We start from the raw sequence: 24652 nt of genomic DNA, 5'->3' as shown, positions 1-24652 counted from the left end.
ACGAGACTAGAGACGATTACGGATGCATCAAGTGTCAAATTCGCCGAGTTTATTCTAAAATTCAGCTTCGAGAATCCCAATCGGCAGCCTGCGACAACTGATACAGCAAAAGTCGGAAATTTGTACAAATTCGGGGAGAAATGGCTTCTTTTTCACAAACGAGATCGGGGAATTGCTCACCGCCATGGAGGCAAATCCCCCATCGTTTGGCAAACGGGGTTGAAAGGAAATTTGGCGCGCGTCTAAAACGGCCTGCAATCCCTCATGCGCCAGATCGCTGCAGATCCCGCAAAGTGGGACGAAAACCTCGAAGAAATCCGGCGGAAGGAACGATACGACCTGCTAAGGCGTCATCGGCCGCAGCACTGCTTGAACTTCTTGCCGCTCCCGCAAGGACAGGGATCGTTTCGGCCGACCTTTGGCAGATTTCGCTTCACCGAGACCTTGGGGAGCTTGACCTCCTTCTTCGCTTTGGCCCCAGCTGAGACGCCAAGAGACGGCGAGGAACCAGCGCCTCCTCCCTCGGCCACCGCCTGGCGGGCGAGCATCATCTTCACGTTTTCGATGGCCGCCACGTTGGTGGCGGTGCGGAAGAGACGCGAGCAGACCTGAAGACGCACGTTCTTCATGAGCTCCTCGAAGTAGGTGTAGGCCTCGTTCTTGTACTCGTTGAGCGGATCCTTCTGTCCGTAGCTGCGCAGGCCCACGTTGCGGCGCAGGTCCTCCATTTCCGTCAGGTGCTCCTGCCAGCGGCCATCGATGGCGCTGAGCAGCACGAAGCGCTCGAGGTGGGCCAAGGCGTCCTCGTTTTCCGCGGTCTTCTTGATGCGGTAGGCTTCCCGAATCTTGTCCAGGACGACGCCGCTTTGCTCTTCGAAGCCCTTGCCGGCTAGGTCCTCTTCAGCGAGGCCAATGGGAAAATGCGAATTCACCCAGGTCACGAATACGGAGAGATCCGATCCGCTTTCCTCCAAACGCTCCGCCACCTCTTCCTCGATCAGATCAAAGATGGCGTCCAATGGGGCGTCGCTATGCAGCGCGTCGTTGCGGATCCCATAAATGATCTCTCGCTGCTTGTTCAGCACGTCGTCGTACTGGAGGAGGCGCTTGCGCACGGAGTAGTTGCTCTCCTCTACCTTCTTTTGAGCGGTCTCGATGGAACGATTCAGCAAGGCGTGCTCCAACGGCTCGCCTTCGACCATGGAGCCGTGCAGCACCTTGGCCATGAAACCGGAATTGGCGAAAAGACGCATCAAGTCGTCTTCCAGCGAGATGTAGAACTTCGAACGGCCCGGGTCGCCTTGACGAGAGCAGCGGCCGCGCAGCTGGCGGTCGATGCGACGCGATTCGTGGCGCTCGGTGCCGAGCACCAGCAAGCCGCCCACCTCCTTCACGCCTTCGCCCAGCTTGATGTCGGTACCACGGCCTGCCATGTTGGTGGCGATGGTCACGGCGCCTTTGATCCCTGCCCGGGCGACGATCTCCGCTTCCTGCTGGTGAAACTTTGCGTTCAACACGTTGTGCGGGATGTTCTTGCGGCGCAGCATGCGTCCGACGAGCTCGGAAGCTTCCACCGACACCGTGCCCACCAGCACAGGCTGACCCTTCTTATGGGCGGCTTCCACCTCGTCCACCACCGCGTTGTACTTCTCTCGGCGGGACTTGTAGATGACATCGTTCTCGTCGATGCGAATGCAGGGCTTGTTGGTCGGGATAACCGCCACGCCGAGCTTGTAGATATCATGAAACTCGGTCGCCTCGGTTTCGGCGGTGCCGGTCATGCCGGCGAGCTTATCGTAGAGTCGGAAATAGTTTTGCACCGTGATGGTGGCGTAGGTGCGCGTCTCGCGCTCGATGGTGACGTTTTCCTTGGCCTCCACCGCTTGATGCAGCCCGTCGCCCCAGCGACGTCCCGGCATCACGCGACCGGTATTCTCGTCGACGATGACCACCTTTCCTTCCTGCACCACGTATTCCACATCCTTTTCGTAAAGGGCGTAGGCCCGCAGCAGCTGAGAAATGGCGTGAATGTCTTCGCCCACCACTTCGAGCTTTTCCTGCTCCTTGAGCTTGATGGCGTCCTTCTCTTCAGCGCTGAGCGAGTCATCCTTGTCCAACTCGCTGAAACGAGTCGCCAAATCGGGCAGCATGAAGGCGTCCGGGTCGTCAGGACGCAGCTCGGAGCGACCTTTTTCGGTCAGATCCGCGGAACGCTGCTTCTCGTCGATGACAAAGAAAAGGTCTTCCTTGAGGCTGAAGAGCTTCTCCTTGTTCATGTCGCTATGCATTTCCAAGTCAGTCTTGTCGAGCAACTTGCGATACTCTCCCTGCTCCAGAAGCCGCAGCAGCTGCTTATTCTTGGGCATGCCGAGCTTCACCTGCAGCATCTTCAGTCCCAGGTCCCAGTGGTCGGCGTTCTCCTTTTCAAGATCCGCCTTCACCTCTGAAATGAGGGTGTTGCAATACTTGTTCTGAGCGTTCACCAGGCGCTCGATGCCCGCCTTCATCTTGGTGTAGGGCTGCTCGCGCTGGATGGGGGCAGGGCCGGAGATGATCAGCGGCGTGCGGGCCTCGTCCACCAGGATGGAGTCCACTTCGTCGATGATCACATAAAAATGGTCGCGCTGCACCTGCTCTTCCTTGGTGTGAGCCATGCCGTTGTCGCGCAGGTAGTCGAAACCGAATTCCGAAGAGGTGCCGTAGGTGACGTCGCAAGCGTACATCTCACGCTTCACCGGGGGCGGCATCTGGTTTTTGATACACCCGACGGTCAGGCCCAAATACTTGAAGAGATGCCCCATCCACTCGGAGTCGCGCTGAGCCAGGTATTCGTTGACCGTCACCAGCTGCACATTGCGGCTCGCCATGGCATTGAGGTAGATGGGCAAGGTGGAAACCAGCGTCTTACCCTCGCCAGTGGCCATTTCCGCGATGCGTCCCTGATGCAGAGCCATGCCGCCGATGAGCTGCACGTCGTAGTGGATCATGTCCCAAGTCTGCTCGCGGCCGCAAACCATGGCGGTTGTGCCCATCAGGCGGCGGGCGGCGTTCTTAACGGTGGCGAAGGCCTCCGGGAGCAGATCCTCCAAGGTCTCGCCGTTGTCGACGCGCTCGCGAAACGCTTGGGTGTGGGCCTTCAATTCGTCGTCACTTAGCGACTGGTAGGAGACTTCGAGCTCATTGATTTTGGCGACGAGGGGTTCGCACGCTTTGAGCCACTTCTTGTTGGAGCGACCTGCGAATTTCTTGAAAATTGAAGAGAGCATTGGAGCTTAGGTAAAAGTGAAAGCCTGTCCCGCTAGAGGAAAGCGGACAGGCTGGCAATGAAAAGGTTCGGCGCGCGGGCGATGAACGTCTTCGCTTCGCGCCCCAGAGGGAGTTCGGTTCAGAGCTGAATTTCGTTTCGAAAATAGTCGATCGTTTCCTTCAGCCCCTCGCGCAGAGACACCGTCGGCTCCCAGCCGAGCTTGGCTTTGGCTTCGGAGATGTCCGGCTGGCGCTGCTTCGGGTCGTCCGAGGGAAGATCAAGATGCACGATCTTCGATTTCGAATCCACCAAACCGAGCACCTCCTGCGCGAGCTCCAGCATGGTGAACTCGCCCGGATTGCCGATGTTGATCGGTCCGATGACCTCGTCCTTGTTCATGAGACGTATGAAACCTTCGATCAGATCGCTGTAGTAGCAGAAGGAGCGCGTCTGCGAGCCGTCGCCGTAGACGGTGATGTCCTCGCCTTTGAGGGCTTGCACGATGAAATTGGAAACGACCCGACCGTCGTTCGGCAGCATGCGCGGTCCGTAGGTGTTGAAGATGCGCACGATGCGGATATCGACGCCATTCTGGCGATGGTAGTCGAAAAACAAGGTTTCGGCGCAGCGCTTGCCTTCGTCGTAGCAGGAGCGCGCTCCGATGGGGTTGACGTGCCCCCAGTAGCTCTCCGGCTGGGGATGCACCAGCGGGTCGCCGTACACCTCCGAGGTTGACGCCTGAAACACGCGGGCTCTCACGCGCTTGGCCAGCCCCAGGCAGTTGATGGCCCCCATGACCGAGGTCTTGATGGTCTTGATGGCGTTGTACTGGTAGTGCGGCGGCGAAGCCGGACACGCCAGATTGTAGATCTGGTCGACTTCGAACTTGAAGGAATCGATCACGTCGTGCCGCACGAATTCGAAATACGGATTCTCGAGCAAGTGGGCGATGTTTCGCTTGCGCCCCGTGAAGAGGTTATCGAGGCAGATCACTTCGTGGCCTTCGCTCAAAAGGCGTTCGCACAAATGACTCCCTAAGAAGCCGGCTCCTCCGGTTACGAGTATTCTCATTTTCGTTTTTGCTAGGTCGCTCGATCGTTGGATTAAACGTTCACCCAAACCCTTGCGATTCCCGCTCCCCTGTCAACTGCAAGGAAAGGCCTCACTCGTCCCCCTCCTTGCGGCGGAAAAAGCTGTAGTTGGCCAGAAACGACACCCCGAGCAGACCGCCGATCTGACGCATCGGTCGCATCGCCCCGATAGCCTGCGTCAAGGTCGCGGCCTTCGGTTCCGCAACGCCCAGCAGAATGGTCCCAGTCAGAAGCGTAAGCGTATGATGGATACAGGAAATCACGTGAAACGAGTACAAGCGATCGGCAAACGTTCGATCCACCCAAGCGAAAACCAGTCCGCCCAGGATCGGGGCCACCGCCGCCGCCAGCGAGCTGGCCGCCAGATTGAAACTGATCGCCGCTGTCTTTCCGTCTACGGGAATGAGCTTTAGGATCATATTGAAGGTGCCGAACAAAAAGCCAGCGCCGGCCATGCCACCAATCGCCCAAACGACGTACAACACCCACACCCGATCAGGCGTCACCAGAAAATAGCCGTAGCCAACGCCCATCCAAACCGTCAACGATAGCAGCAAAGTCGGACGGCACCCGAAGCGATCGCAGATCGCACCCCAGCGCGGCATGGAAATCGCCCCAGTAGCGGTGGAAACGATCACCAGCCTCGCCACCTCATCTACGCTCATTCCCAGCACCTTGTAGAAAAAGACCGGGAAGAACGGGCCGAAGAAATTCGCGGTGAAACCGAAGGTCGCTCCGAACATCACGAAGCGCATCAGCGGCTTGTTGGCTAGAATGGAGGAAAACTGGTCCCGCAACGATACCGCTCGCTCATCGACGATGCACTTGGTTGGCAGTATCCGCACCTGCAATACAATGGAAACCGCCCGCATCGCCACGCTTGCGAAAATCAGCATCTGAAACCCGAAAACAGGGCTCTCTCGCCAGTATCCAAGAAACGCCGACGCGGCGATCAGAAAACCGACCGTGCTCGCCTGCAGCATGCGATTTCGTCGCCCTAGATATTTGCCCCTCGAGCGGTTCGGCAGCCACTCCTGCACCCACGACGTCCAGCTCACGTTCACCAATGCGAAAGCCAAGGCTCCCGCCGCGAAAAGCCCAACGACCAGTGTCGGGGAATGCCACGGCCCATCGCCCGCCATCTTCGGCAAGCTGTAGCCGATCGCAGTCCAACAAAAGATGTGTATCCAGGAAAAGGATAAGCAGATCGTCTTGGCCGACAAGCGCCGAGACAGCCAAGGCAACGCGAAGAGCTGCGCCACGTTCGCCCACGCAGGCAGCGAAGCGATGATCCCGTACACCGCCTCGTTCAACCCGAGCGCTTCGGTGGAAAGGCTGGCTAGAAGAAAGTTTCCCGGCAGGGCGAAAAAGCAGATCGGCATGGCGAAGAGCCCCTCCACCACAGACAGCCGCATATTGGTACGGAGTTTCGAGTCGAGTCGTTCATTCATCCCCGTCGCGCCTTTCTCAATACAACCAAAACCTAGCTACTCGCTTTCGCCCGCTTTATAGCGCTCGATCCACGCTTCGCTCCAGCTCTTGAAATCGCCCGCCTCGATGTGAGCCCGAGCCTGCTTCATCAGATCGAGATAAAAGCGCAAATTGTGGATCGTCAGCAGCGTGCAGCCGAGCATCTCCTTGGCCATGATCAGATGCCGCAGATACGCCCGGGAGAAATTGCGGCAGGTGTAGTTGTCCATGCCTTCGACCAAGGGGCCGAGATCCTTGGCGAAGCGTGCATTGCGTACCGTCATCATGCCATCCGGCGTGAAAAACGCTCCGTTGCGAGCGACCCGGCTGGGCAGTACGCAGTCGAACATGTCCACGCCCGCCGCGATCATCTTGAGCATTTGCGGCGGCGTTCCCAGCCCCATGGTGTAGCGCGGTTTGTCGGCTGGCAGAAACGGGGCCGTCGCTCGCACTTGCTTGATCATTTCCGGTTCCGGTTCGCCCACGCTCACCCCTCCGATGGCGTAGCCGGGAAAATCCAGCTCCGCCAACTCCTCCGCCGAGCGGCGACGCAGGTCTTCGTATTCGGAGCCTTGAGCGATAGCGAACACGTGGTGACCGCTCTCCAGAAAACCGTTGTCGGACGCTATCTGCTTACAGGCCTTGGCCCACCGCGTGGTGCGCTCGATGGCCTTCTCGCACGCGTCCTTGGGACATGGATACGGAGGACATTCATCGATCACCATGGCGATGTCCGAGCCGAGATTGGCCTGGATGGACATCACCTCTTTGGGACCCAAAAACACCTTCGCCCCATCGAGGTGCGACTGAAACGCCACGCCCTCGTCCGTAAGCTTGCTGAGCTTGGCCAAACTAAACGCCTGGAACCCTCCGCTATCGGTCAAGATCGGTCCATCCCAGCCCATGAAGCGATGCAGCCCGCCCGCCTCGCGAATCAGTTCCGACCCCGGACGCAGGTTGAGATGGTAGGTGTTTCCCAAAATGATCTGAGCGCCCACCTCCTCACGGATCTGCGTCGGAGTCAGCCCCTTCACCGTGGCCTGGGTGCCCACCGGCATGAAAATCGGCGTCTCGATCGTTCCATGCAACGTCTTCAACCGACCGCGGCGAGCGTCCGTCTGCTCATCCGTTTTCAACAACTCAAAGTGCTCGCTCATAAAAATCGCCGCCACCCTAGCCCAAGCGCCTCGCCCCACAATCCCAAATTTGACCGAAGACGCCACCCCTTACGCCTCCAAACCCAATTCCCCACTCACCATTCATTATTCACCATTCCACCCACTTATTCACACCCGCCGCGCCGAGCTTGACCCCATGAGGACCTATCTATTTAACCTCGAATAACTTCACGCAACATGCTGCTTGTCATCGACAACTACGACTCCTTCACCTTCAACCTCGTCCAGTACTTCGGTACCCTCGGCGTCGAGCAGCGCGTCTATCGAAACGACAAGATCACCCCGGAAGAAGCCCTCGCTCTCAATCCCGAGCGCGTGCTGATCTCCCCCGGTCCCTGCTCGCCCAGCGAAGCAGGCGCCTCCATCGCCATCATCGACGCCTTCGCAGGCAAGGTTCCCATCTTCGGCGTCTGCCTCGGCCACCAGTCCATCGGCCAGCACTTCGGAGGAAAAGTAGTGCGTGCCGATCGCCTCATGCACGGCAAGACCTCGCCCATCAAGCACCATGGCGAAGACCTCTTCCGCGGCATCCCGCAGGACATAAAAACCACCCGCTACCACTCGCTGCTGGTCGAGCGCGAGAGCTTTCCCGACTGCCTGGAAATCACCGCCGAAACCGCCGAAGGCGAGATCATGGGCCTGCGCCACCGCGAGCTTCCCATCTGGGGCGTGCAATTTCATCCCGAGTCCATCGCCACTGAAAACGGGATGGATATTCTCAAAAACTTTCTTACTCTCTGAACGAACATGCGGTGTCCCAGATGCGCATCCTCCGCCGACAAGGTCATCGACTCGCGCGTCAGCAAAGACGGCTCGACCATCCGTCGACGGCGCGAATGCCTCGATTGCGGCCACCGCTATTCCACCACCGAGCAGATCCTGCGCGAGTGCCTCTACGTGACCAAGCGTGACGGACGCCGCGAAGATTTCGACAAAGCAAAAATCATCTACTCGCTGCGCCGCGCTTGCCAAAAGCGACCCGTCGACGCGGAACAGATCAACATCCTGGTCGAGGACATGATCGACGCCCTCGAGGCCGAGCACGGCATGGAAATCCCTTCCAACGCCATCGGCGAGAAAGTCATGGAAAACCTCAAGTCCATCGACCCCATCGCCTACATCCGCTTCGCCTCCGTTTACAAGGACTTCAAAAACCTCGACGAATTCCTCGACGAAATCTCCGACCTCAACACCCCCAAAATCCTGTAGGAGTAGCAGCCACAAAACGTCACCCGACCATCAGCCAACCACCCACTCTAAAAATGCCCGCGACCCGCACAGACTACTCCAAGATACAGATCATCTGTGCCCTCTTCGCGGACTCCATAGGGGACGACCTCTACTACGCCCGGCAGATCAAGGAATCCATCGAAGCCACTCTTCCCGACCGCCAAGACGACCCAGCCGCCTTTCTCGCTGCCGCCCAACGGCTCGCCGATCAGATGGCGGACGATCCGGACGCCTTCGCCATCGGCCTCATTCCCGCCCGCGACCCCGAAGGCTTTTCCATTCTCACCCTGCGAGCCCAGCTCCTCGAAGCCCTCAAAAAAACCTGCCGCTTTCGCCGCCCCCTCTTGGTGCTCACCGGACTGAAAGAAGCCATCTGCCCCAAAGGCAAACGCTGGACCGCACGCCGCAAGCAGGAGTACCAAGACGCCATCGATTTCGCCCGCGCCTTCTGCCACTCCCGCGCCCGCCCCTCCAGCCACCTCAACCTCGTCATCTACTAGACGCTACGACCCGATCTGAAATACCAAATCTCAGATTTTAAATTCCATGGAAAAAACCATCTTCCAAAAAATCATCGACCGCGAGATCCCGGGCAAAATCGAGTACGAGGACGACCAATGCATCGCCATCCACGATATTGATCCCAAGGCCCCCACGCACCTTCTGCTCATTCCTAAAAAGCTCATACCCCGCATCGGCGAAGCCACTCCCGACGACGCCGAGCTGCTCGGCCACATGATGCTGGTCGTCGGCCAACTCGCCAAGAAGCTCGACTGGTCCGACGGTTTCCGAACGGTCATCAATCACGGCCCCCACGGCGGCGAAGCCGTTCCCCATCTGCACATCCATCTGCTCGCCGGCCGCCAAATGGCCTGGCCCCCCGGCTGATTCAACCACTCCTTCGTCACTCCCCCTCCCCACAAGCTCGGCCCGCCCGCCGAGCTTTTTCACACCCAAGCAAGTCCAGTCCCACCAAATCTGAGCAAATCCGTGCCATCTGTGGGCAACAAGATCCTATCCTTCCGACATCGCTCACCATGCACACCATCGCCCTCATCGGTCCTGGAGCCATCGGCGGCACCCTCGCCAGCCTCCTGCTCGAAAATCCCGACAACCAAGTCACCCTCTGCGTCCGCACTCCCATCGATTGCCTCTCCATCACCCATCAAAGCGAAACCAAATCCTTCTCTCCCACCATCGCCACCAGCCCCGACGCCCTTGCCCCCGTCGACTGGATCATCCTCGCCACCAAAACCTACCAAGTTCCCCAAGCAGCCGCCTGGCTGCCCGCCCTCACCGGCCCGGAAACACAACTCGCCGTAGTGCAAAACGGCGTCGAGCACCTCGACAACCTCCAGCCTTCCTTCCCTCCCGAACGCACCTTGCCCGTCATCATCGATTGCCCCGCCGAGCGCCCCGCTCCGGGTAAGTTCATTCGCCACGGCGACGTTTTCATGAGCGCCCCCAACGTCCCAGCCGCCGAAGCATTCTCCCAGCTTTTCAATCACCCCGCCGTCACCATCGACATCACCTGCGACTGGACCACCGCAGCCTGGAAAAAGCTTTGCATCAACGCCGCCGGAGCCATTTCCGCCCTCGTCGACCAGCCGGCAAACGTCGCCGCGAAACCGGAAGCGGCCGCCATCATGCGCTCCCTCATCGCCGAATGCGTCGCCGTCGGCCGGGCCGAAGGAGCCGAACTCGATGAGGCTAGCATCGCGGAACAGGTCATCGCCTCCGCCGCAGCCGCTCCGCCCGGAGCGATGAACTCTCTGCACGCCGACCTCGCCGCCAAGCGACCCATGGAATGGCAAGCCCGCAACGGGGTCATCGCCCGACTCGGGCAAAAACACGGCATCCCCACCCCCTGCAACCAAATGGCCGCCCAGCTCCTCAGCCTGCTCGAACAAACCTACACCGCTTAGCACACCCATTTTCCCACTACGGAAAAAGTTTTCACTACAACGTTGTAGTGAAAACTTTGGGCAAACGGCAGGCAATCGGTCGAGAGCACCAAGGAGTATCGGTGAAAAACCGGCGAAAGCGGACCGGGCTTCCCGCATTCTCCGACCCCCTTCTTGACTCGCTCCTAAAAAAACACACAGAACTCTCCGTTTTTCTCCGAGCGAACCAAAGAACGATCGTCACCATGAGCAGCCAGAGCATCGCCAACGAGCCACAAACCTCCTCCGAGCCCAAAGCCGCCCAGACGCCCCGCCCCGTCGAGCTACTGGCACCGGCCGGCTGCTACGCCTCTCTGCAAGCCGCCATCGACGCGGGAGCGGACTCGGTCTACTTCGGCCTGGCCCAGCTCAACATGCGGGCCCGTTCGCGACGCTCCTTTCACCTCAAGGACCTTGAGGAGATCATGTCCCGCTGCCACGATGCCGGCGTCCGCGGCTACCTCACCCTCAATACCCTTCTCTACGATCACGACTTGAAGCTCTGCTTCGCCCTGCTGGAGGAAGCGGCCAAACAAAAGGTCGACGCGGTCATCGCCTCCGACATGGCCTGCATCCTGAAAGCTCGCGAGCTCGGGCTGGAGGTTCACCTTTCCACCCAGCTATCCGTATCCAACTACCAGTCCTTCAAATTCTACGCCCAGTTCTGCGACCGCATCGTGCTGGCCCGAGAGCTCAATCTCTCCATGATCCGCAAGATCCACCAGCAGATCCAAGCCGACGATCTACGCGGCCCATCCGGGCGTCCGGTGGAAATCGAAGCCTTCGCCCACGGCGCCCTTTGCATAGCGGTCTCCGGCCGCTGCGGCATGTCGCTCTACACCGACAACGCCTCCGCCAACCGCGGGGCTTGCACCCAAAACTGTCGCAAGGAATATAAGGTCATCGATCAAGAATCCGGCAAGGAACTGATGGTGGACAACAACTTCATCATGTCGCCAAACGACATCTGCACCATCGACTTTCTCGACCAAGTCCTCGAAGCCGGTGTGCACACCCTGAAACTCGAAGGCCGCGGACGGGCCCCGGAATACGTCGCCACCGTCGTCGCCGCCTACCGCAAAGGCATCGACGCCATTCAAGCCTCCACCTTCACTCCCGAGCTGGTTTCTGAGCTCCAGCAGGATCTGGAGAAAGTCTACAACCGCGGCCTCTCCTCCGGCTACTACCTCGGACGCGAGCAAGGCTGGTCCGCCGCCTACGGCAACAAGTCCACCCGCCAGAAAATCCAAGCCGGCCGCGTGACCCACTACTACGCCAAAATCGGCGTAGCGGAAATCACCGCCACCGGCCCCATCAAATCCGGCCAGGAATTCCTCATCATCGGCGACACCTCCGGCGTGGTCTCCGGCACCCTTCCCGAGTTGCGTCTCGACGATTCAACTACAGTGGACGAAGTCAAATCCGGCCAAGTCTTCTCAATCAAAGTCGACGCCAAGGTCCGCCAAAACGACAAGTTCTTCCTCCACCTCAGCCATGCGGGCTCCGCCCGCATTTGAAATCTCAAATTTCAAATCTCTATTCCAGCGATGCTCACCATCAAACACAAGCGACGCGACTGCATTGGCTGCGCCTTCTGCGCCGAGGTCGCTCCCAACTACTGGAAGATGGACGAAGAAGGGCTCGCCCAGCTGCACCAGATTGTGGATACGGACGATCCTTTCGAGATCGGCCAAGGCTTCGAGGAAGATCGCGAAGCCCTCAAGGAAGCTGCCGACCACTGCCCAGTCTCCATCATCCGCATCGAAGGCTAACCAGGTGGAACGTGGCCTCCGGACGCGTTCAACACATCCCACCCTCAAGCAAAAACCTCTTTAGTATCGCCCCAAAACCTCAGCCAGCCCCATCCCATGTCGCTCCCGCAGCTGTTCGTCGATCATAGCGATCTGCTTGCGCGGGTTGAAAAACGCTTCCGACCAGCCGTAGCCCGCGCACGCCGTTTCAGCGATGGGCTTCCCTGCCTTGTCCACACCCCACCAGTCGCGATAGTTTGAATACGCCCTCTTCGCCATGTGCATTTCCTCCTCAGGAAAGAACGGCGAAAAATAGTATTCCGGCGGCAATGCGTTGAGCAGCGACTCGAACACATGGGCCCGCAGCGGCACCGCTTCGTTCCCAAAGGCCGCGATGCGGGCCAGCCCATACACGGCCGCCAACGGAGCCACCAGTTCGATCCGCTCCACATTGGGAAAGCGCTGCTTGATCACCTCGATCAAGCCAATGATCACCGTGCCGCTGGCCACGCTGTCGCCAAGAATGGCCACCTTCACCTTCTCGCGCTGAGCCAGCGTCAGGTCCGCATCCTTGAAGACGCTCAACTCCATTCGACGTCCCAGATATGGCACCGACTCGTCCGGCACATGATGAGCATCGACTACTACTTCGTCGCAATGCGCCCCCAAAACGTCGCACACCGCTTCCTGCAGCCCGTACTTCATGCCCTCGCGCAGGACAGGCAGGACCACGACCTCGCCCTCCTGACGGTTCGCTAGAGCCTCCTCGAAGGCCGGCGAGCGCATGCAATCCAGCACGCCCGCCTGCGTCACCCGAGTCCGTTCGCTCCCCAAGAGCAACGGCCCGGGCAGCCAGCGACCCCCCGATCCAGGCAGCTCAACTCCCATCTCCCGAAGCGACGTCCTCAAATGTTCGATACATTCGACCTCGCCCCCGTACATCAGCCGCTCCGTCGCCGGGCTATGGGTCAGCGAGATTGGCAACGAGCGTCCGCCGTCCACTGACAACCGCCCCTCCCGATAGCAGCGTTGGCCTGTCTCCAGATCGCCTAAGGCGAGACTTCCCGTCAGTCGGCTGCTCGCTGAAAGCGGATACTCGAAGTGTCGCTCGTAACTCATTTCGCACCAGCCAATGATAAAGTGCAGGCCCCTTCAAAAGAAATTCCCGTCATATTTCACTCCGCTCAGGTGACGTCGCCAGCCGTTCGACAGGGGCTTCCTTCGCCTTGCGTTTCAGCAAGGCGTAAACCGAAGCTAAAATAAGGATCGAGCCAGCGATGCCGCTAGCGCTCATGGTCTCTCCCAGAATCAGCCAGCCAAGGAAAACCGCCACCGCTGGGTTGACGTAAGCGTGCGAGGCCACCGCAGATGGAGCGCAGTGCTTCAATACATAAACGTAGGAAGTGAACCCGGCAAAGGAGCCGAACACGATCAAGTAGCCGAACGCCATCCACGAGCGCATCGAAATTTCGGATACATAAAATCCGTCAAACTCGCCCAGGAGCGCCCCGATCAGCAAGCAGGTCAGCCCGCCGCAAAACATCTGCATGCCCGATTGCAGCCAAAGGTTGATCCGTTGCGGATGGCGCTTTGAAAAAACGCAGCCCAAAGTCCACGAGATCATAGCGAGCACCACGAGCAGAGAGCCTAACAAGCCGCCCTCCGATTCCACGCCAGAACTGGAGGCCACCAGAAACGCCACGCCTGTAAATCCACCCAGCAAGCTGGCCCAAACGCCAAGATCAGGGCGTCTCTCCAGATTCGCCCACCAGCCGAACAGTGTCATCAGAATGGGGCTGCTACCAATGATCAGCGCCGCCAAGCCCGAGTCGATCCAGCGTTCGGCGAGACTGACCACGCCGTTTCCTCCCGCCATCAGCATCGAACCCACGATCGCGGCGTGCTTCCAGTTTTCACGACTCGGTCGGCGGGCCCCGGTGAGCCGCGCGATCGCGTAGAGCACCGCTCCGGCCAAAACGAAGCGAGCCGTCGCCATGAGGAAGGGCGGCATGGTTTCGATCGCCACCTTGATCGCCAGGTAGGTCGAGCCCCAGATTACGTAAAGCGTTGCGAACGCCACCACGATCCACACCCGACTCGCTTTTTCTTCCTCTCCCATAGTCAGCAACTTACGGGCGACATCGTCGGTCGCCACGCCTCGAGGTCAAAGCGAAAGCGGTGGCGTGACCGCAGTCGTGGACCGGTCTTGTTCGTGATTTGCCTTATGGACGCTATCCACTTGACCGATTGGATGGTCAAAAACAGCGTTCCCCTGTCTCCACCCGTATGAACCGCAACTGTAGCGAAAGTAAAAAAGATCAGATCATCGACGTCGCCGCCAAACTCTTCTTTTGCCAAGGGTACAACGCCACCGGCATCAAGCAGATCATCGACGAAGCTGGCATCGCCAAAGGCACCTTCTACTGTCACTTCAAATCGAAGGAGGAGCTTGGCTTGGCCTGGCTGAAGCGGCGTCACAACGACTGGTCGCGCTGGCGCCAGGAGGAGATCGCTCGCCCCGGCACCACGCCAAAAGAGCAACTGCTGGCGCTCTTCACCTCTCTCGAAGAGTGGATGCGCAAATCCGATTTTCGCGGCTGCCCGTTCATCAACACTCTAACGGAAACGCCTGACGCGGACAGCCCCATGCGAGCGGAAATCAAGAACCACAAGCAGGGCATGGTGGACTTCATCCTCCAGCGCGTGGAGCAGATCTTCCCGGAGAAGGACCCCGAAGAGCAGCTCCACCTCTCGCGCATCGTGTTTCTGCTCTTCGAAGCAGCCATGATCGAGAGCCAAAATTTCCGCGAATTCTGGCCCATCGACACCGCCCGAAAGCAGGTCGCTCAGGCCATCGGCGCCACCTTGCATTGAACGCGAACTCGGAACCTTTTCCGCTTCGCCCCAGTCACCTGACTCTGAGCCCAACTTCAAAATATCGACCCCGCAAAACCTATGCTCACCGCAAAACGACTACTCACCTTCTTCGCCACCGCCCTTATCGTCGCGATCTCGCCCGCCATCGAAGCGGACGAATTCGTCGGAAAACAAGGCCCTAAAATCCAAGTCGAAAAATGGCTCTCGGAGCAGCCCGATCTGGAAAACAAATACGTGGTGATCGACTTCTGGGCCACCTGGTGCGGCCCCTGCGTTAGAAGCATCCCGCACATGAACGAGCTGAGCAAAGAGCTGGGCGAGGATTTCGTGGTCATGGCCCTGTCAAACGAAGACGAAGCCACCGTGCGCGGCTTCAAGCGAGCCAACATAAACTACCCGAGCGCCATCGACACCGAAGCCCGTTTGATGAAACATTTCAAAGTTCGCGCCATTCCCCACGCCGTGGTGATGAACCCCCAAGGCACCGTCATCTGGACCGGCCACCCAGCCACCCTCACCGCGGAAACGCTGAAAGGTCTCGCCAAGAGCTAACCAGCAAAGCCCAGCGCTTCCGAAAAGTACCCGATTTACTCCCCCGCCGCCGCGATACACTCCTCGCGGCGGCTTTTTTGTCCCTCAACGCTTCAGCTCGCTCCCACACCCTCCCACCAAAAAGTCCCTCGCCTCCTCGCTCCCCATCCCCCCTCTCGGGATCCGCAGCAGGCCACGCTGGAGCAACTAACATTTGCAACGTTGCAAATGTTAGTTGCCGGAAGGCGGTCGCCGAAATCGCAGCAGCTGGCTCTACACGCCCTAGAAGACTGATAGCGCGACCGCCGCCAGGCCAAAGCCGTGGGATCGATTCCGCTCCGTTTCGGGAATAAACCTCAGCCCCGGCCACTCTCTTCTTGCGTAACTACATTTTTTTATCAATCAATCCGACCGACCGGTCGTTCCTTTACTCAGCGACAGCCTAAATCCAACCAAACCGACACTGATCATGAACACCACCTCACATCCTTTGACTGACAGCGAGCTGATCCAGCAGGGTCGCAACTACGCCTATTCCTTCACCCGCGACATGCACGACGCGGAGGACCTCGCCCAGCAGGCCTGGATGAAGCTCAAGATCAAGTACCAGCAGGTAAAGGATCGCGGTTTGCTCTTTCGGGCCATTCGCAACCTCTTCATCGACTCCAGCCGGCGAGCCAAGATCGTGCGCTTCGAGGCTCTCGAGTCTCACGACTACTCGATCGGAGCCAGCGAGAGCTTTGGCACGTCGCACGATCTCGACTCCGTGCTGAGCATCCTCACACCAGTCGAACGCCAATGCGTGTACCTCAACTACATCGAAGGCTACACCGCCAAGGAGATTTCGGCCCGCACCGGCATGCCCCGCGGCACCGTGCTCAGCCATACCCACCGGGCTCGCAAGAAGCTGCACGCCGCATTCGGCAAGGAGTTTTCCCTGCCGGAGCCGAGCGAGGAGCAGCTCGCCGAAGCCAGCTGAACGCAAATCGATTTCTGAGAAAAAATAGGAGGGGAAACGATCCGTCGAGGACGGGTCGCTTGGCGAGCGGAGGATGAATCCTCCGCTCGCCTCTTTTTATATGGGAACAAGTCGGCAAGGCCCGGGTTGTAGAATGCGACATCACCGCTCAACCCTAACGCCTCATGAGTTCCGCACTTCGATCAGCCCTGCATCGACACTGGCGAGAATGGCGCGGCGCCATCGCCTTCATTCTCTTCGTCGTCATCCCCATCAAATCGAGCTTCGCAGACTGGAACTGGGTGCCGAGCGGCTCGATGAACCCCACCATTTTGGAAGGCGATCTGGTGTTCGTGAACAAGCTAGCCTACGACCTGCGCGTCCCCCTGACCCTTAAGCGGCTCGATCGCTGGGCCGATCCGCAGCGGGGCGACATCGTGGTGCTGTTTTCTCCGGAAGACGAAACGCGCCTCGTGAAACGCGTTATCGGCGTTCCGGGCGACGAGATCGAAATGCGACAAAACCGGCTGCTTCTAAACGGGCGTAGCATCGCCTACGCTCCGCTCTCCGATCCAGCGATCCACAGCATGCCCGAGCCGCTGAAAAGCCGCTCCGCCTTCGCTCAGGAACAGCTGCCCGACCGAGCCCACGCGGTGATGGCCACCCCCGAGCTGCCAGCTCGCGCTCGCTCATTTTCGAAGATCGTGGTGCCCGAGGGCAAATATTTCATTATGGGCGACAATCGCGACAACAGCCACGATTCGCGCGCATTCGGATTCGCCGATCGGGAGTCAATCATTGGAGAGGCTCGAGCGGTGCTCCTGTCGTTCGACATTCTCGACAAGTACCAGCCGCGCTTCGAGCGATTCTTCACCGCCCTGCAGTAGCCGGACAGCACGGCAGATGGCCTTCCGCCGACCGCAGAAGGACGCCTTGACCTCGACTCCGGCCGCTTCTTCAGCCACCCTGCCCTCACCGCCATGCCGCAGCAACGCATCAACGCCATCCGAGACGCTCTGGCTGAACACATCCACGGAAAGCCCGCCGCCATCGACGCCACCCTGACCTGCCTCATCGCTGGCGGGCACCTGCTGATCGAAGACGTGCCAGGGGTGGGAAAAACCACCTTGGCCTACGCCCTGTCGCGAGCCATCCACTGCGATTTCAACCGCGTCCAGTTCACCTCGGATATCATTCCCTCCGACATCGTGGGCGTATCCGTCTACCAGAAGGATCGCTCCCAGTTCGAGTTTCTTCCTGGACCTGTCTTCGCCAACATCGTGCTAGCCGACGAAATCAATCGGGCCTCGCCCAAAGCCCAGTCGGCTCTGCTGGAAGCCATGGAGCGCGGGCTGGTCACTAGCGATGGCGTCTCGCATCCGATCGATCGGCCCTTCATGGTCATCGCCACCCAAAACCCGGTCGACTTCGAGAGCACCTTTCCGCTGCCCAGCGCCCAGCTGGACCGCTTTCTCATGCGCATTTCGCTGGGATACCCCGACGACCAAAGCGAGCGCGACATGCTGCGCCACGGAGCCCTGCACTACGACGACATGGAAATCCAATCAGTCGCGGAAAAGGGCGATATCGCGGACCTGCAATCCCAAGCGCGCGAAGTGTTCATGGAGGAGTCGATCTACGACTACATCCACTCCATCGTGACCCGAACCCGTCAGCATCCGCAGATCGAGGTGGGCATCAGTCCGCGCGGCGCCCTTGCCTTCAAAGCCGCTCTGCAAGCGGCGGCGCTGGTCGACGGTCGCAGCTTCGTGGAACCAAACGACATCCGCCGATTCGCCGTTCCCTGCCTCGCCCACCGGCTGCGCCTGCGCGAGCGCTACGATTTCGAGTACGGCTGGCAAAACGCCGCCCACCTGATCGAAGAAATCCTCAACGCCCAACCCGCCCCGCATCTGAAGGACTGAGCCGTGCCCGCAACCGCCAAAGTCGCGCTGGAGACAACCGACGCTGGACGATTCGTCTGGCAGCTGGGCTGGTTGGCCCTTTTCGGCTTCCTCATCGTTCGCGTCGACATACTGGCCATCCTGGCCTGCCTGCTGCTTTCAGTCTGCCTCTTCGCCCGGCTGCTCGCCAAACGCGGTCTCAAAAATCTCGATACACGCATCTCCCTGCCCAGCGACCGAGCTCGCTGCGGGGAGGAAACGCCAATCCAGGTCTCCCTCAGCAATCGGAGCCGCATCTTCCCGATCTTCTACCCGACCTTGGACGTGAAGGAACCGGAGGACCACCGTATCCACAAGATCCACTACAAAGGAGCGATCCTGCCCCAAGCCACCGTCACGCTACCGTCGAGATTCACCTTCCAAAAACGCGGCGAAAATCGGCTCTGTCTCGCGACGCTTCACTGCTTTTTCCCCTTCGGCTTCTACCATGCCACCCGACTCCTCGAACGCGTCAGCGACCCGATCCTCGTTTGGCCTCGGGCCTTGCCGACTTCCCTCCAAGCGGTGCTTCGCTATCAACCCACTCGCAAGGAGCCGCAGTCAGGTCAACAGAGCCGCCATCCCGACGACACCGACAGCGCCCTCATTCGCGACTACCAGACAGGCGATCCGCGACGGCTCATCAACTGGAAGCTCACCGCCAAAGCGGACAAGCCGATGGTGATCGAAAGCAAGGCCCAGAAAGAGCCGCGCTTCGAGCTTCGCTTCACCACCGCTCGCGCAGTCTGGAGAACCGATGTCGCATTCGAGCGAGCTCTCTCCCGCCTGGTCGCTATCCTGCCAGACCTACTCAAGCAAAGACGCCTCATCGGCCTGGCGATCGACGACAGCTACTTCCCGCTCTCGAACCCCGCTGACTCGATCAAGGTCTACGACGCCCTGGCGCTCGCGCAGCTGTCCGATACCGCTCCCCAACCTCCCGACGAGGAAGGCCAGCGCTTTCTTTCGGTGCTTCCCGATCCGACTCTGGGCATCGTCATAAAACGCCTCAGCAAGGACCTCGCCCACGCCCGATAGATGAAGCGCATTCTAAACCGACCCACCCCGCTTTCGAATGCGGAACTTTCGAGCTGGCTGATACTCAGCTCGGCCACCATCTCCTTCGCCATCATCAGCAGCAATGCCGTTCTCGCCTTCTCCACGGCAATTCTCTTCTCGTTTCTGAAAGCGCTTTCATACAGTCGCTCCAAAGCGCGAGCGACCGCTAGCGCCTACGCGCGTTGGGGTTTCATCGTCGGCCTCTACCTCTTCTTCCTCATCCCGCTCTGGCCGTATTCGCTTTACGAGTACCACTGGATCCCATGGGCGATCATCGTTTCCACCTCGACGCTCGCGGCCTCGCTCAGCGCGCGACTGGGCGCTGGCAGAGCCATCACCATCTTCGTCGTCATCGCCACCCTTCTGTTCTTTCGAAATCTGATCATCAGCTACGAGTTCATCCCTCCCTATCGCGAGATACTTGAGCTCGCTCCCTTCATCGCATTCATCGAAATACTGCGCAGCCGCCGAAAGGCGACGAGCGACCAGGCGGAAGCCATCGAGTTTCCATTCGCCCTGCTTCTGGCGATCTTCGCCAGCTTCCAAATCGAATCCGCACCGCTCGCCACCTTGCTCGGAGCTCTGCCGATCCTTGGTTTCGCCATCGAGTCGCACCAACGTTCGAAAGGGCTGCATGGGGAGAACTACAGCTCCCTTCACGAATCGCCAGAGTCTACGCCCTCGCCGTCCTACGGGTCCTTTCTGCGAAGCTCCATTCCCTTCGCCGCGCTGGCCGTTCTATTCGGCGCGCTTCTCTTCATGGTTCTCCTGAAAACGCCGTTCTGGGGCGACCTCGCTCGAAACGCCCCATTTCATGTTCGACAGATGGCGCAGTCAGCGCGAGAGCTTTCTCATAGTGGAGATTTGGATACACGCTTCATAGAGGAGAGATTCCCATCGTTCGGGTCCCAAAACCAGGCACCAAGCTCAACCCGAGAGGACCTTCAGCAAACCGTGGCCCGCACGGAGCCCGCGAGGGCCAAATCCAGCCAGGTCGACCAGCCCGCGCCTGCGTCAGGTTCCGCGGAGGGCTCGGGAATCCGCTTCAAGGTTCCCCAAGTCGACAGCCCCCTAGCCTCGGGAGCTCGCTACCGAAACGACGATATCAATTCCCTGATCACCATCAGCCCCTCACGCCCGTCGGAAACAAGCGAATACAAAACGGATGTTCCTCAGGAAAAGGCTGGACTGCACACCACCTTGGAGAGTCCCGGAAGCTACGATACGCCGCCAAGCCGAGGCCAAGACGAGAGCCGCCCAAGCGTCATCGATCAGGTGGTCGATGCCATCCGCTCGACGCCATCGTCTCCGGCCTCAGCAAGTAACGACGACACTTGGGCCGGGACCGAATCGGCGCAGCCTTTTTACGAAGGACGGTCGATGGACCTCCAACATAGCAATACGCAACAGATCACCAGCAGCGCTCCACTGCTTACCGCAACGATCGACTCCGCCCGTACCCTGCCCCAGCGTCTCTACCTCCGTCTCGACTTTCTCGATACAATCACAAGCAATGGCCTATCTCAGCGTAACGATCTCTCCAATACAGAAACGACTGCCTCTCAATCCGGCGCCTTCGTAAGGATGAACGCCTTCCAGACCAGTCGCGACGCCTCAGCCAGCCTCACCCTCACCGCTGTGCCGCAACGCCTTTCCTCTCTGCCGCTTCCCGAGTCCTTCCAATCCGCCCGGATCATCGACCACGACGTCCTGCGAGCAAATCCCGAGCGCCGCACCATCGCCGCTCCCCGCTCGGATCAGCCGATCAGCTATAAAGTACGCGGCGCCGATTTCACCGTGACGAGTCAGGAGCGCCTGCCCTGCCAGCTTAGCGAACAGCAGCAGGCCGCGTTCACCGAGCTCCCTATCGCCGCCAGGGACCGCGCCTTTCTGAAACGACTCAGCAAGCGGCTCGCAAATGGCGACGCCTCGCGCCAGATCTTCGCTCGAAACGCCGCCCGCTACTTTTCGCAAACCCATCCCTACGCATACGAGACGGACATCCGTCCTGGCTCCGGGCACATCGTGGTACGTTGGCTGCAAAGCGAAAGTCCCGGCCTGTGCGAGAACTATGCTGCGGCGTTCGTTATGCTCGCCCGATCGCGCGGAATACCTGCGCGAGTGGTTACCGGCTTCGCAAGCAGCGAATACGAGCCCGACAAGCGACGCTACGTTTTCCGTCAGCTCAACGCTCACGCCTGGGTTGAGTACCTAGACGAATCCAATCGATGGATACGCTTCGATCCCACGCCTCCCGTTTTCGAGGCGCAGCTCAATCGCGACGCTCAAGGCGACCAGGTCGAAAACCGGCAAACACTGGCCCAGCTCGAAACGGCCGAATCCTTGCATCGGGACGAACTATCGAAGGCGCCAGCGACGAGCGAGGACGCCGCAGCGCCAAGGCTCAACGAATCGCCCGAACCTTCCCTGTCGAGCGAGCAGAGCTCCGAACTCGATCAGCTAAGTCAGCTCGCTTCGATCAAGGAGGGCATGAGCCAAGCCAAACCATCGACGACTTCTCCCGTCGCGTCCACGAACCCCGTCGCCCCAGAAGAACCGCAGGAAACGCGCCCCGAGGCAGTCACGCAATCCAGCCAGGATCCCCAAGAAAGGGCGTCGGGCTCCGATTCAGGGCGAGACCCAGCGCCCGTTTCGCTCCCAAACAGTCAGCGAACGGAGGCGACGATAGAGCAGCGTCCCGCCCCGGTCGAGCCTTCCCTCGCGCACGAGCCAGCCAAGCAGCCGGGACGTCTGCGCCCAAGTCACGCCTGGATCCTGCTCCTGCTGGGCTTGGCATTGATCCATCCCTTCATCACGTTCCTGCGAAACGTAAAAAACAAAGCTCCCCAAAGCGCTGAACTTCGGCTTAGAGCTCGCGCCGGACGCTTGCTGGCTCAGACGGAGTCCCTGGCTCGCAACCAAACGAGCGATTCCGCAAGCATCGAAACCCTGCGCCGACAGCTCGCCTCGCAACGCTACGGAAAAACGGTAGACGCCGAATTCGTCCAACAACTAGCAAACCAGGTGCTGCAGTTCAAACGTACTTACTTGAAGACGACTTCGACGCAGCTTTCCGCGTCCGACGACGCAAACCGTTCGCAATCTTCCTAAAACAAATGAATACTTAGCTGAACACGCTCGTCCCAAGGTCACGCGGCCCGCATTCGCGCCCAAGTCGACCTGCCCGAAAATCGAGCCCACTTCAACCCAAGGACCCCGCCATGAAGCAAGAGCGAATCTACCCACTGAGCAAGATGCTCAAAACCGCTAGCGTATGGGCGCTTGGACTTCTGCTAGCGGCGACTCCCTCCGCGCCGCTCGACGCCCGACCGGAACGACACAACCAAGGGCAAACCCGTACCGATGTGCAGCGACCGTCCTCGCACACTCGCGCCACTACCCAGTCCCAGCCGCCACGGCAGACTCCGTCTTCCCGCCCCGCTGTCGAGCGCGCTCAGCCGCGTCCACCTTCGCCTCCTAGCCAACCGCATCGAACGCTCCCCCCTCGACCCCAGGTTCAGACGCCGCAATCTCGACAGCCAGCAAACGTCAGCGCGCCGACGAGAATCCCTCAACCTCACCAAATCACGCGGCATGGCGTTCCCTCCAACCAGCAGACGCCGACCGTTCAGCGAATCCAGAGACCCAGTCCGCCAGCCGAGCAGACGCGCCCCAGCTCACGCCAGCTTAGCGGTCCGACTTTCCCGCAAAACCGGCGGTTCGATCAAAACCGCCAAGACCATCGCAACCAGAACCACGAGCGCCAGCCGCAATTCAACAACGGCAACCAGCGTCCACGCATCTCCGGACCATCGGTTGAGTCCCGCCGCAATGCAGTGGTCGCAGGCCCCCCAATACCCAATCGACACCCGGTCGAGATCAACCGCCCCGATCGACGGGATCACGACGGACACCGAGATGAACATCGGGACCGGGACGGGCATCGGGACCGGGAAAATCATCACCATCGGGATCACCAACGCGATCGCGATCATGATACGCGCTCCTGGAGGGGACGAGATGACCATCGAGCCAGTCTAGACGAGGTCCGAAGAGGCTATCGTCACACCGTGGTGGATACATCCCACTACGGACGCCAGCTCTTCCGTTACGACTCCGAAACTGCCCGCAAGCACTACCGCGACCGACGCGACGAAGCGCGTCATTCCTCTCGCGAACGCTACGATCGAGCCCGGCGGCACTTTTCGCATCATCACGACCACAATTCCAAGAAGAGCTTTCACCACCGTCACGGCCACGGTTGCGGTCACCACTACTTCGACGGACGATGGCACGACTTTCCTCGCACTCATCGCCACCACGCCCATTGCGGGCATTCATTGGTGAACGGGATCTGGATTTCCTTCACCCTCGGCCATATCCATGGACCCGGCTGCGGCCACTTTCAAGATGGCGGCATCTGGCTCTCCTACTCGGGAAGCCGCCATCGTCATCACATCGGTTGCGGCCACTACTTCTATGATGGATATTGGCACAACCGCCCGCGCTACCACCACCACCACGAGCACTGCGGCCACTATTTCTACGACGGGCGCTGGAACGACTTCCCACAACGCCACTACCACTCTGAGACCTGCGGCCACGTCTACGACGGATCCAGTTGGCTCGTGGTGAACGGCGACGGCCATGTTCACGGAAACGATTGCGGCCACTACTACGTCTCAGGCCGATGGTTCACGTATCCTCGTTCCTACTACAGAATCGGCCAGTCCGATAGCCTTTTCTTCTTCATCGACCTTGGCGACTACCGCAACCGTCACTTCCCGGACTGGGCTTATGACGAGTTTCTGGCAGGCGGTTCTCCAGTGGATATCTTCTATTCGAAGACCCCTATTTCCCAAGCCTATGTCTCCTTCGCCCAGAACCGATATTACGACTCCATTATGCACTTCAAGCGGGCCATTATCGCCGATCCAGACAATGGCTTGCTCTATCTCGCGCGAGCTCAGGCCTACATCGCGATCGGCGACTATCGAGAAGCATTCGACGATCTCAAGAAAGGCATGGAAATCATTCCCGGATGGGTGGACCTCCGACTGAGTCTCTCCGAGATCTACTCCGACAGCGACTCCTTCGCCCGACATGCGAACGAACTCGAGGAATGGGTGGAGCGCTACCCGCGGGACTTCAAAGCTCACTTCGTTCTGGGCTACGTCTACTTCTTCAACCAAAACTACGAGGAAGCGAAAAACGAACTGCTATACGCTCTGTCCTGGGACGACGAACTGGAACCGGCTCACGCGATGATGGACAACATCCTTCGATACGAAGCCGAAGCGGAAGCCTATACCTACGAGGAGTCGACCGACCCGAACGAAGAGGCGGATACCACACAGGAATGAGCAGCTCTGGA

The 24652-nt window shown here is 59.5% G+C and carries 22 protein-coding genes; 15 read left to right on the top strand and 7 right to left on the bottom strand.

All coding sequences use genetic code 11. The annotated features are described in order from the left end of the window. Positions 1-350 precede the first annotated feature (350 nt). The 4 genes from secA to tgt form a co-directional block, all read right to left on the bottom strand. Entirely contained in the window at positions 351-3266 is a 2916-nt protein-coding gene (gene secA, locus QEH54_RS05720; RefSeq protein WP_309017682.1) for a preprotein translocase subunit SecA, read from the bottom strand. A gap of 119 nt (positions 3267-3385) precedes the next feature. Continuing rightward, complete coding sequence (locus tag QEH54_RS05715; RefSeq protein WP_309017681.1) at positions 3386-4318, bottom strand: SDR family oxidoreductase; 933 nt, start codon at positions 4316-4318, stop codon at positions 3386-3388. 91 nt (positions 4319-4409) lie between these two features. Continuing rightward, the gene (locus QEH54_RS05710) at positions 4410-5789 is read right to left on the bottom strand and encodes an MFS transporter (RefSeq protein WP_309017680.1); all 1380 of its coding nucleotides are present in this window, start codon (positions 5787-5789) and stop codon (positions 4410-4412) included. Between the two features lie 36 nt (positions 5790-5825). After that, the gene (tgt, locus tag QEH54_RS05705) at positions 5826-6965 is read right to left on the bottom strand and encodes a tRNA guanosine(34) transglycosylase Tgt (RefSeq protein ID WP_309017679.1); all 1140 of its coding nucleotides are present in this window, start codon (positions 6963-6965) and stop codon (positions 5826-5828) included. 198 nt (positions 6966-7163) lie between these two features. Between tgt and QEH54_RS05700 the strand changes: the two genes are divergently transcribed. From QEH54_RS05700 to QEH54_RS05670, 7 genes are all read left to right on the top strand, one after another. Beyond that, positions 7164-7727 (top strand): aminodeoxychorismate/anthranilate synthase component II, encoded by a 564-nt coding sequence (locus QEH54_RS05700; protein WP_309017678.1) that lies wholly within the window; start codon positions 7164-7166, stop codon positions 7725-7727. 6 nt (positions 7728-7733) lie between these two features. Further along, on the top strand, positions 7734-8195 hold the full coding sequence (nrdR, locus tag QEH54_RS05695; RefSeq protein WP_309017677.1) for a transcriptional regulator NrdR: 462 nt from the start codon (positions 7734-7736) through the stop codon (positions 8193-8195). 53 nt (positions 8196-8248) lie between these two features. Beyond that, the gene (locus tag QEH54_RS05690; RefSeq protein WP_309017676.1) at positions 8249-8716 is read left to right on the top strand and encodes a hypothetical protein; all 468 of its coding nucleotides are present in this window, start codon (positions 8249-8251) and stop codon (positions 8714-8716) included. A 46-nt stretch (positions 8717-8762) separates the two neighbouring features. Then, a complete protein-coding gene (locus tag QEH54_RS05685; RefSeq protein ID WP_309017675.1) occupies positions 8763-9104 on the top strand; it encodes a histidine triad nucleotide-binding protein in 342 nt (113 codons plus the stop codon). A 149-nt stretch (positions 9105-9253) separates the two neighbouring features. Then, positions 9254-10141, top strand: coding sequence for a 2-dehydropantoate 2-reductase (locus QEH54_RS05680; protein ID WP_309017674.1), 888 nt, complete (start codon positions 9254-9256; stop codon positions 10139-10141). A 224-nt stretch (positions 10142-10365) separates the two neighbouring features. Continuing rightward, a complete protein-coding gene (locus QEH54_RS05675) occupies positions 10366-11676 on the top strand; it encodes a peptidase U32 family protein (RefSeq protein WP_309017673.1) in 1311 nt (436 codons plus the stop codon). A 30-nt stretch (positions 11677-11706) separates the two neighbouring features. Continuing rightward, the gene (locus QEH54_RS05670) at positions 11707-11931 is read left to right on the top strand and encodes a ferredoxin (protein WP_309017672.1); all 225 of its coding nucleotides are present in this window, start codon (positions 11707-11709) and stop codon (positions 11929-11931) included. A 60-nt stretch (positions 11932-11991) separates the two neighbouring features. Here QEH54_RS05670 and QEH54_RS05665 read toward each other — a convergent pair whose 3' ends face one another. Together QEH54_RS05665 and QEH54_RS05660 are read right to left on the bottom strand one after the other, a co-directional pair. Further along, entirely contained in the window at positions 11992-13029 is a 1038-nt protein-coding gene (locus QEH54_RS05665; RefSeq protein ID WP_309017671.1) for a phosphoribosyltransferase, read from the bottom strand. A 49-nt stretch (positions 13030-13078) separates the two neighbouring features. After that, positions 13079-14029 carry an EamA family transporter gene (locus QEH54_RS05660; RefSeq protein ID WP_309017670.1) on the bottom strand — a complete coding sequence of 317 codons (951 nt, stop codon included), beginning with the start codon at positions 14027-14029 and terminating at the stop codon, positions 13079-13081. A 167-nt stretch (positions 14030-14196) separates the two neighbouring features. On the opposite strand from QEH54_RS05660, the gene QEH54_RS05655 reads away from it, so the two are divergent. The 7 genes from QEH54_RS05655 (at position 14197) to QEH54_RS05625 (ending at position 22389) form a co-directional block, all read left to right on the top strand. Continuing rightward, positions 14197-14784, top strand: a complete 588-nt coding sequence (locus QEH54_RS05655) for a TetR/AcrR family transcriptional regulator (RefSeq protein ID WP_309017669.1) — start codon at positions 14197-14199, stop codon at positions 14782-14784. Between the two features lie 81 nt (positions 14785-14865). Then, a complete protein-coding gene (locus QEH54_RS05650; RefSeq protein ID WP_309017668.1) occupies positions 14866-15339 on the top strand; it encodes a TlpA family protein disulfide reductase in 474 nt (157 codons plus the stop codon). Between the two features lie 448 nt (positions 15340-15787). Continuing rightward, positions 15788-16297, top strand: coding sequence for an RNA polymerase sigma factor (locus tag QEH54_RS05645; protein ID WP_309017667.1), 510 nt, complete (start codon positions 15788-15790; stop codon positions 16295-16297). Positions 16298-16461: 164 nt separating this feature from the next. Beyond that, positions 16462-17163 carry a signal peptidase I gene (gene lepB, locus QEH54_RS05640; RefSeq protein ID WP_309017666.1) on the top strand — a complete coding sequence of 234 codons (702 nt, stop codon included), beginning with the start codon at positions 16462-16464 and terminating at the stop codon, positions 17161-17163. Between the two features lie 93 nt (positions 17164-17256). Then, a complete protein-coding gene (locus tag QEH54_RS05635) occupies positions 17257-18201 on the top strand; it encodes an AAA family ATPase (RefSeq protein WP_309017665.1) in 945 nt (314 codons plus the stop codon). A gap of 3 nt (positions 18202-18204) precedes the next feature. After that, complete coding sequence (locus tag QEH54_RS05630; RefSeq protein WP_309017664.1) at positions 18205-19257, top strand: DUF58 domain-containing protein; 1053 nt, start codon at positions 18205-18207, stop codon at positions 19255-19257. Further along, positions 19258-22389 carry a transglutaminase domain-containing protein gene (locus QEH54_RS05625; protein WP_309017663.1) on the top strand — a complete coding sequence of 1044 codons (3132 nt, stop codon included), beginning with the start codon at positions 19258-19260 and terminating at the stop codon, positions 22387-22389. Positions 22390-22955: 566 nt separating this feature from the next. Here QEH54_RS05625 and QEH54_RS05620 read toward each other — a convergent pair. Continuing rightward, positions 22956-23273, bottom strand: a complete 318-nt coding sequence (locus QEH54_RS05620) for a hypothetical protein (protein ID WP_309017662.1) — start codon at positions 23271-23273, stop codon at positions 22956-22958. A 75-nt stretch (positions 23274-23348) separates the two neighbouring features. Here QEH54_RS05620 and QEH54_RS05615 point away from each other — a divergent pair, with 75 nt between their 5' ends. Next, on the top strand, positions 23349-24641 hold the full coding sequence (locus QEH54_RS05615) for a hypothetical protein (protein WP_309017661.1): 1293 nt from the start codon (positions 23349-23351) through the stop codon (positions 24639-24641). Positions 24642-24652 lie beyond the last annotated feature (11 nt).

Origin of the sequence: Pelagicoccus sp. SDUM812003, from assembly GCF_031127815.1 — a bacterium.
GTDB lineage: Bacteria > Verrucomicrobiota > Verrucomicrobiia > Opitutales > Opitutaceae > Pelagicoccus.
The sequence above is the reverse complement of the archived record's forward strand: the minus strand, read 5'-3'. Positions and strand labels throughout refer to the sequence as shown.

Coding starts and splice junctions, on each gene's coding strand:
- secA (WP_309017682.1), bottom strand. CDS start 3,266: ATGCTCTCTTCAATTTTCAAGAAATTCGCAGGTCGCTCCAACAAGAAG.
- QEH54_RS05715 (WP_309017681.1), bottom strand. CDS start 4,318: ATGAGAATACTCGTAACCGGAGGAGCCGGCTTCTTAGGGAGTCATTTG.
- QEH54_RS05710 (WP_309017680.1), bottom strand. CDS start 5,789: ATGAATGAACGACTCGACTCGAAACTCCGTACCAATATGCGGCTGTCT.
- tgt (WP_309017679.1), bottom strand. CDS start 6,965: ATGAGCGAGCACTTTGAGTTGTTGAAAACGGATGAGCAGACGGACGCT.
- QEH54_RS05700 (WP_309017678.1), top strand. CDS start 7,164: ATGCTGCTTGTCATCGACAACTACGACTCCTTCACCTTCAACCTCGTC.
- nrdR (WP_309017677.1), top strand. CDS start 7,734: ATGCGGTGTCCCAGATGCGCATCCTCCGCCGACAAGGTCATCGACTCG.
- QEH54_RS05690 (WP_309017676.1), top strand. CDS start 8,249: ATGCCCGCGACCCGCACAGACTACTCCAAGATACAGATCATCTGTGCC.
- QEH54_RS05685 (WP_309017675.1), top strand. CDS start 8,763: ATGGAAAAAACCATCTTCCAAAAAATCATCGACCGCGAGATCCCGGGC.
- QEH54_RS05680 (WP_309017674.1), top strand. CDS start 9,254: ATGCACACCATCGCCCTCATCGGTCCTGGAGCCATCGGCGGCACCCTC.
- QEH54_RS05675 (WP_309017673.1), top strand. CDS start 10,366: ATGAGCAGCCAGAGCATCGCCAACGAGCCACAAACCTCCTCCGAGCCC.
- QEH54_RS05670 (WP_309017672.1), top strand. CDS start 11,707: ATGCTCACCATCAAACACAAGCGACGCGACTGCATTGGCTGCGCCTTC.
- QEH54_RS05665 (WP_309017671.1), bottom strand. CDS start 13,029: ATGAGTTACGAGCGACACTTCGAGTATCCGCTTTCAGCGAGCAGCCGA.
- QEH54_RS05660 (WP_309017670.1), bottom strand. CDS start 14,029: ATGGGAGAGGAAGAAAAAGCGAGTCGGGTGTGGATCGTGGTGGCGTTC.
- QEH54_RS05655 (WP_309017669.1), top strand. CDS start 14,197: ATGAACCGCAACTGTAGCGAAAGTAAAAAAGATCAGATCATCGACGTC.
- QEH54_RS05650 (WP_309017668.1), top strand. CDS start 14,866: ATGCTCACCGCAAAACGACTACTCACCTTCTTCGCCACCGCCCTTATC.
- QEH54_RS05645 (WP_309017667.1), top strand. CDS start 15,788: ATGAACACCACCTCACATCCTTTGACTGACAGCGAGCTGATCCAGCAG.
- lepB (WP_309017666.1), top strand. CDS start 16,462: ATGAGTTCCGCACTTCGATCAGCCCTGCATCGACACTGGCGAGAATGG.
- QEH54_RS05635 (WP_309017665.1), top strand. CDS start 17,257: ATGCCGCAGCAACGCATCAACGCCATCCGAGACGCTCTGGCTGAACAC.
- QEH54_RS05625 (WP_309017663.1), top strand. CDS start 19,258: ATGAAGCGCATTCTAAACCGACCCACCCCGCTTTCGAATGCGGAACTT.
- QEH54_RS05620 (WP_309017662.1), bottom strand. CDS start 23,273: ATGATCGCGATCGCGTTGGTGATCCCGATGGTGATGATTTTCCCGGTC.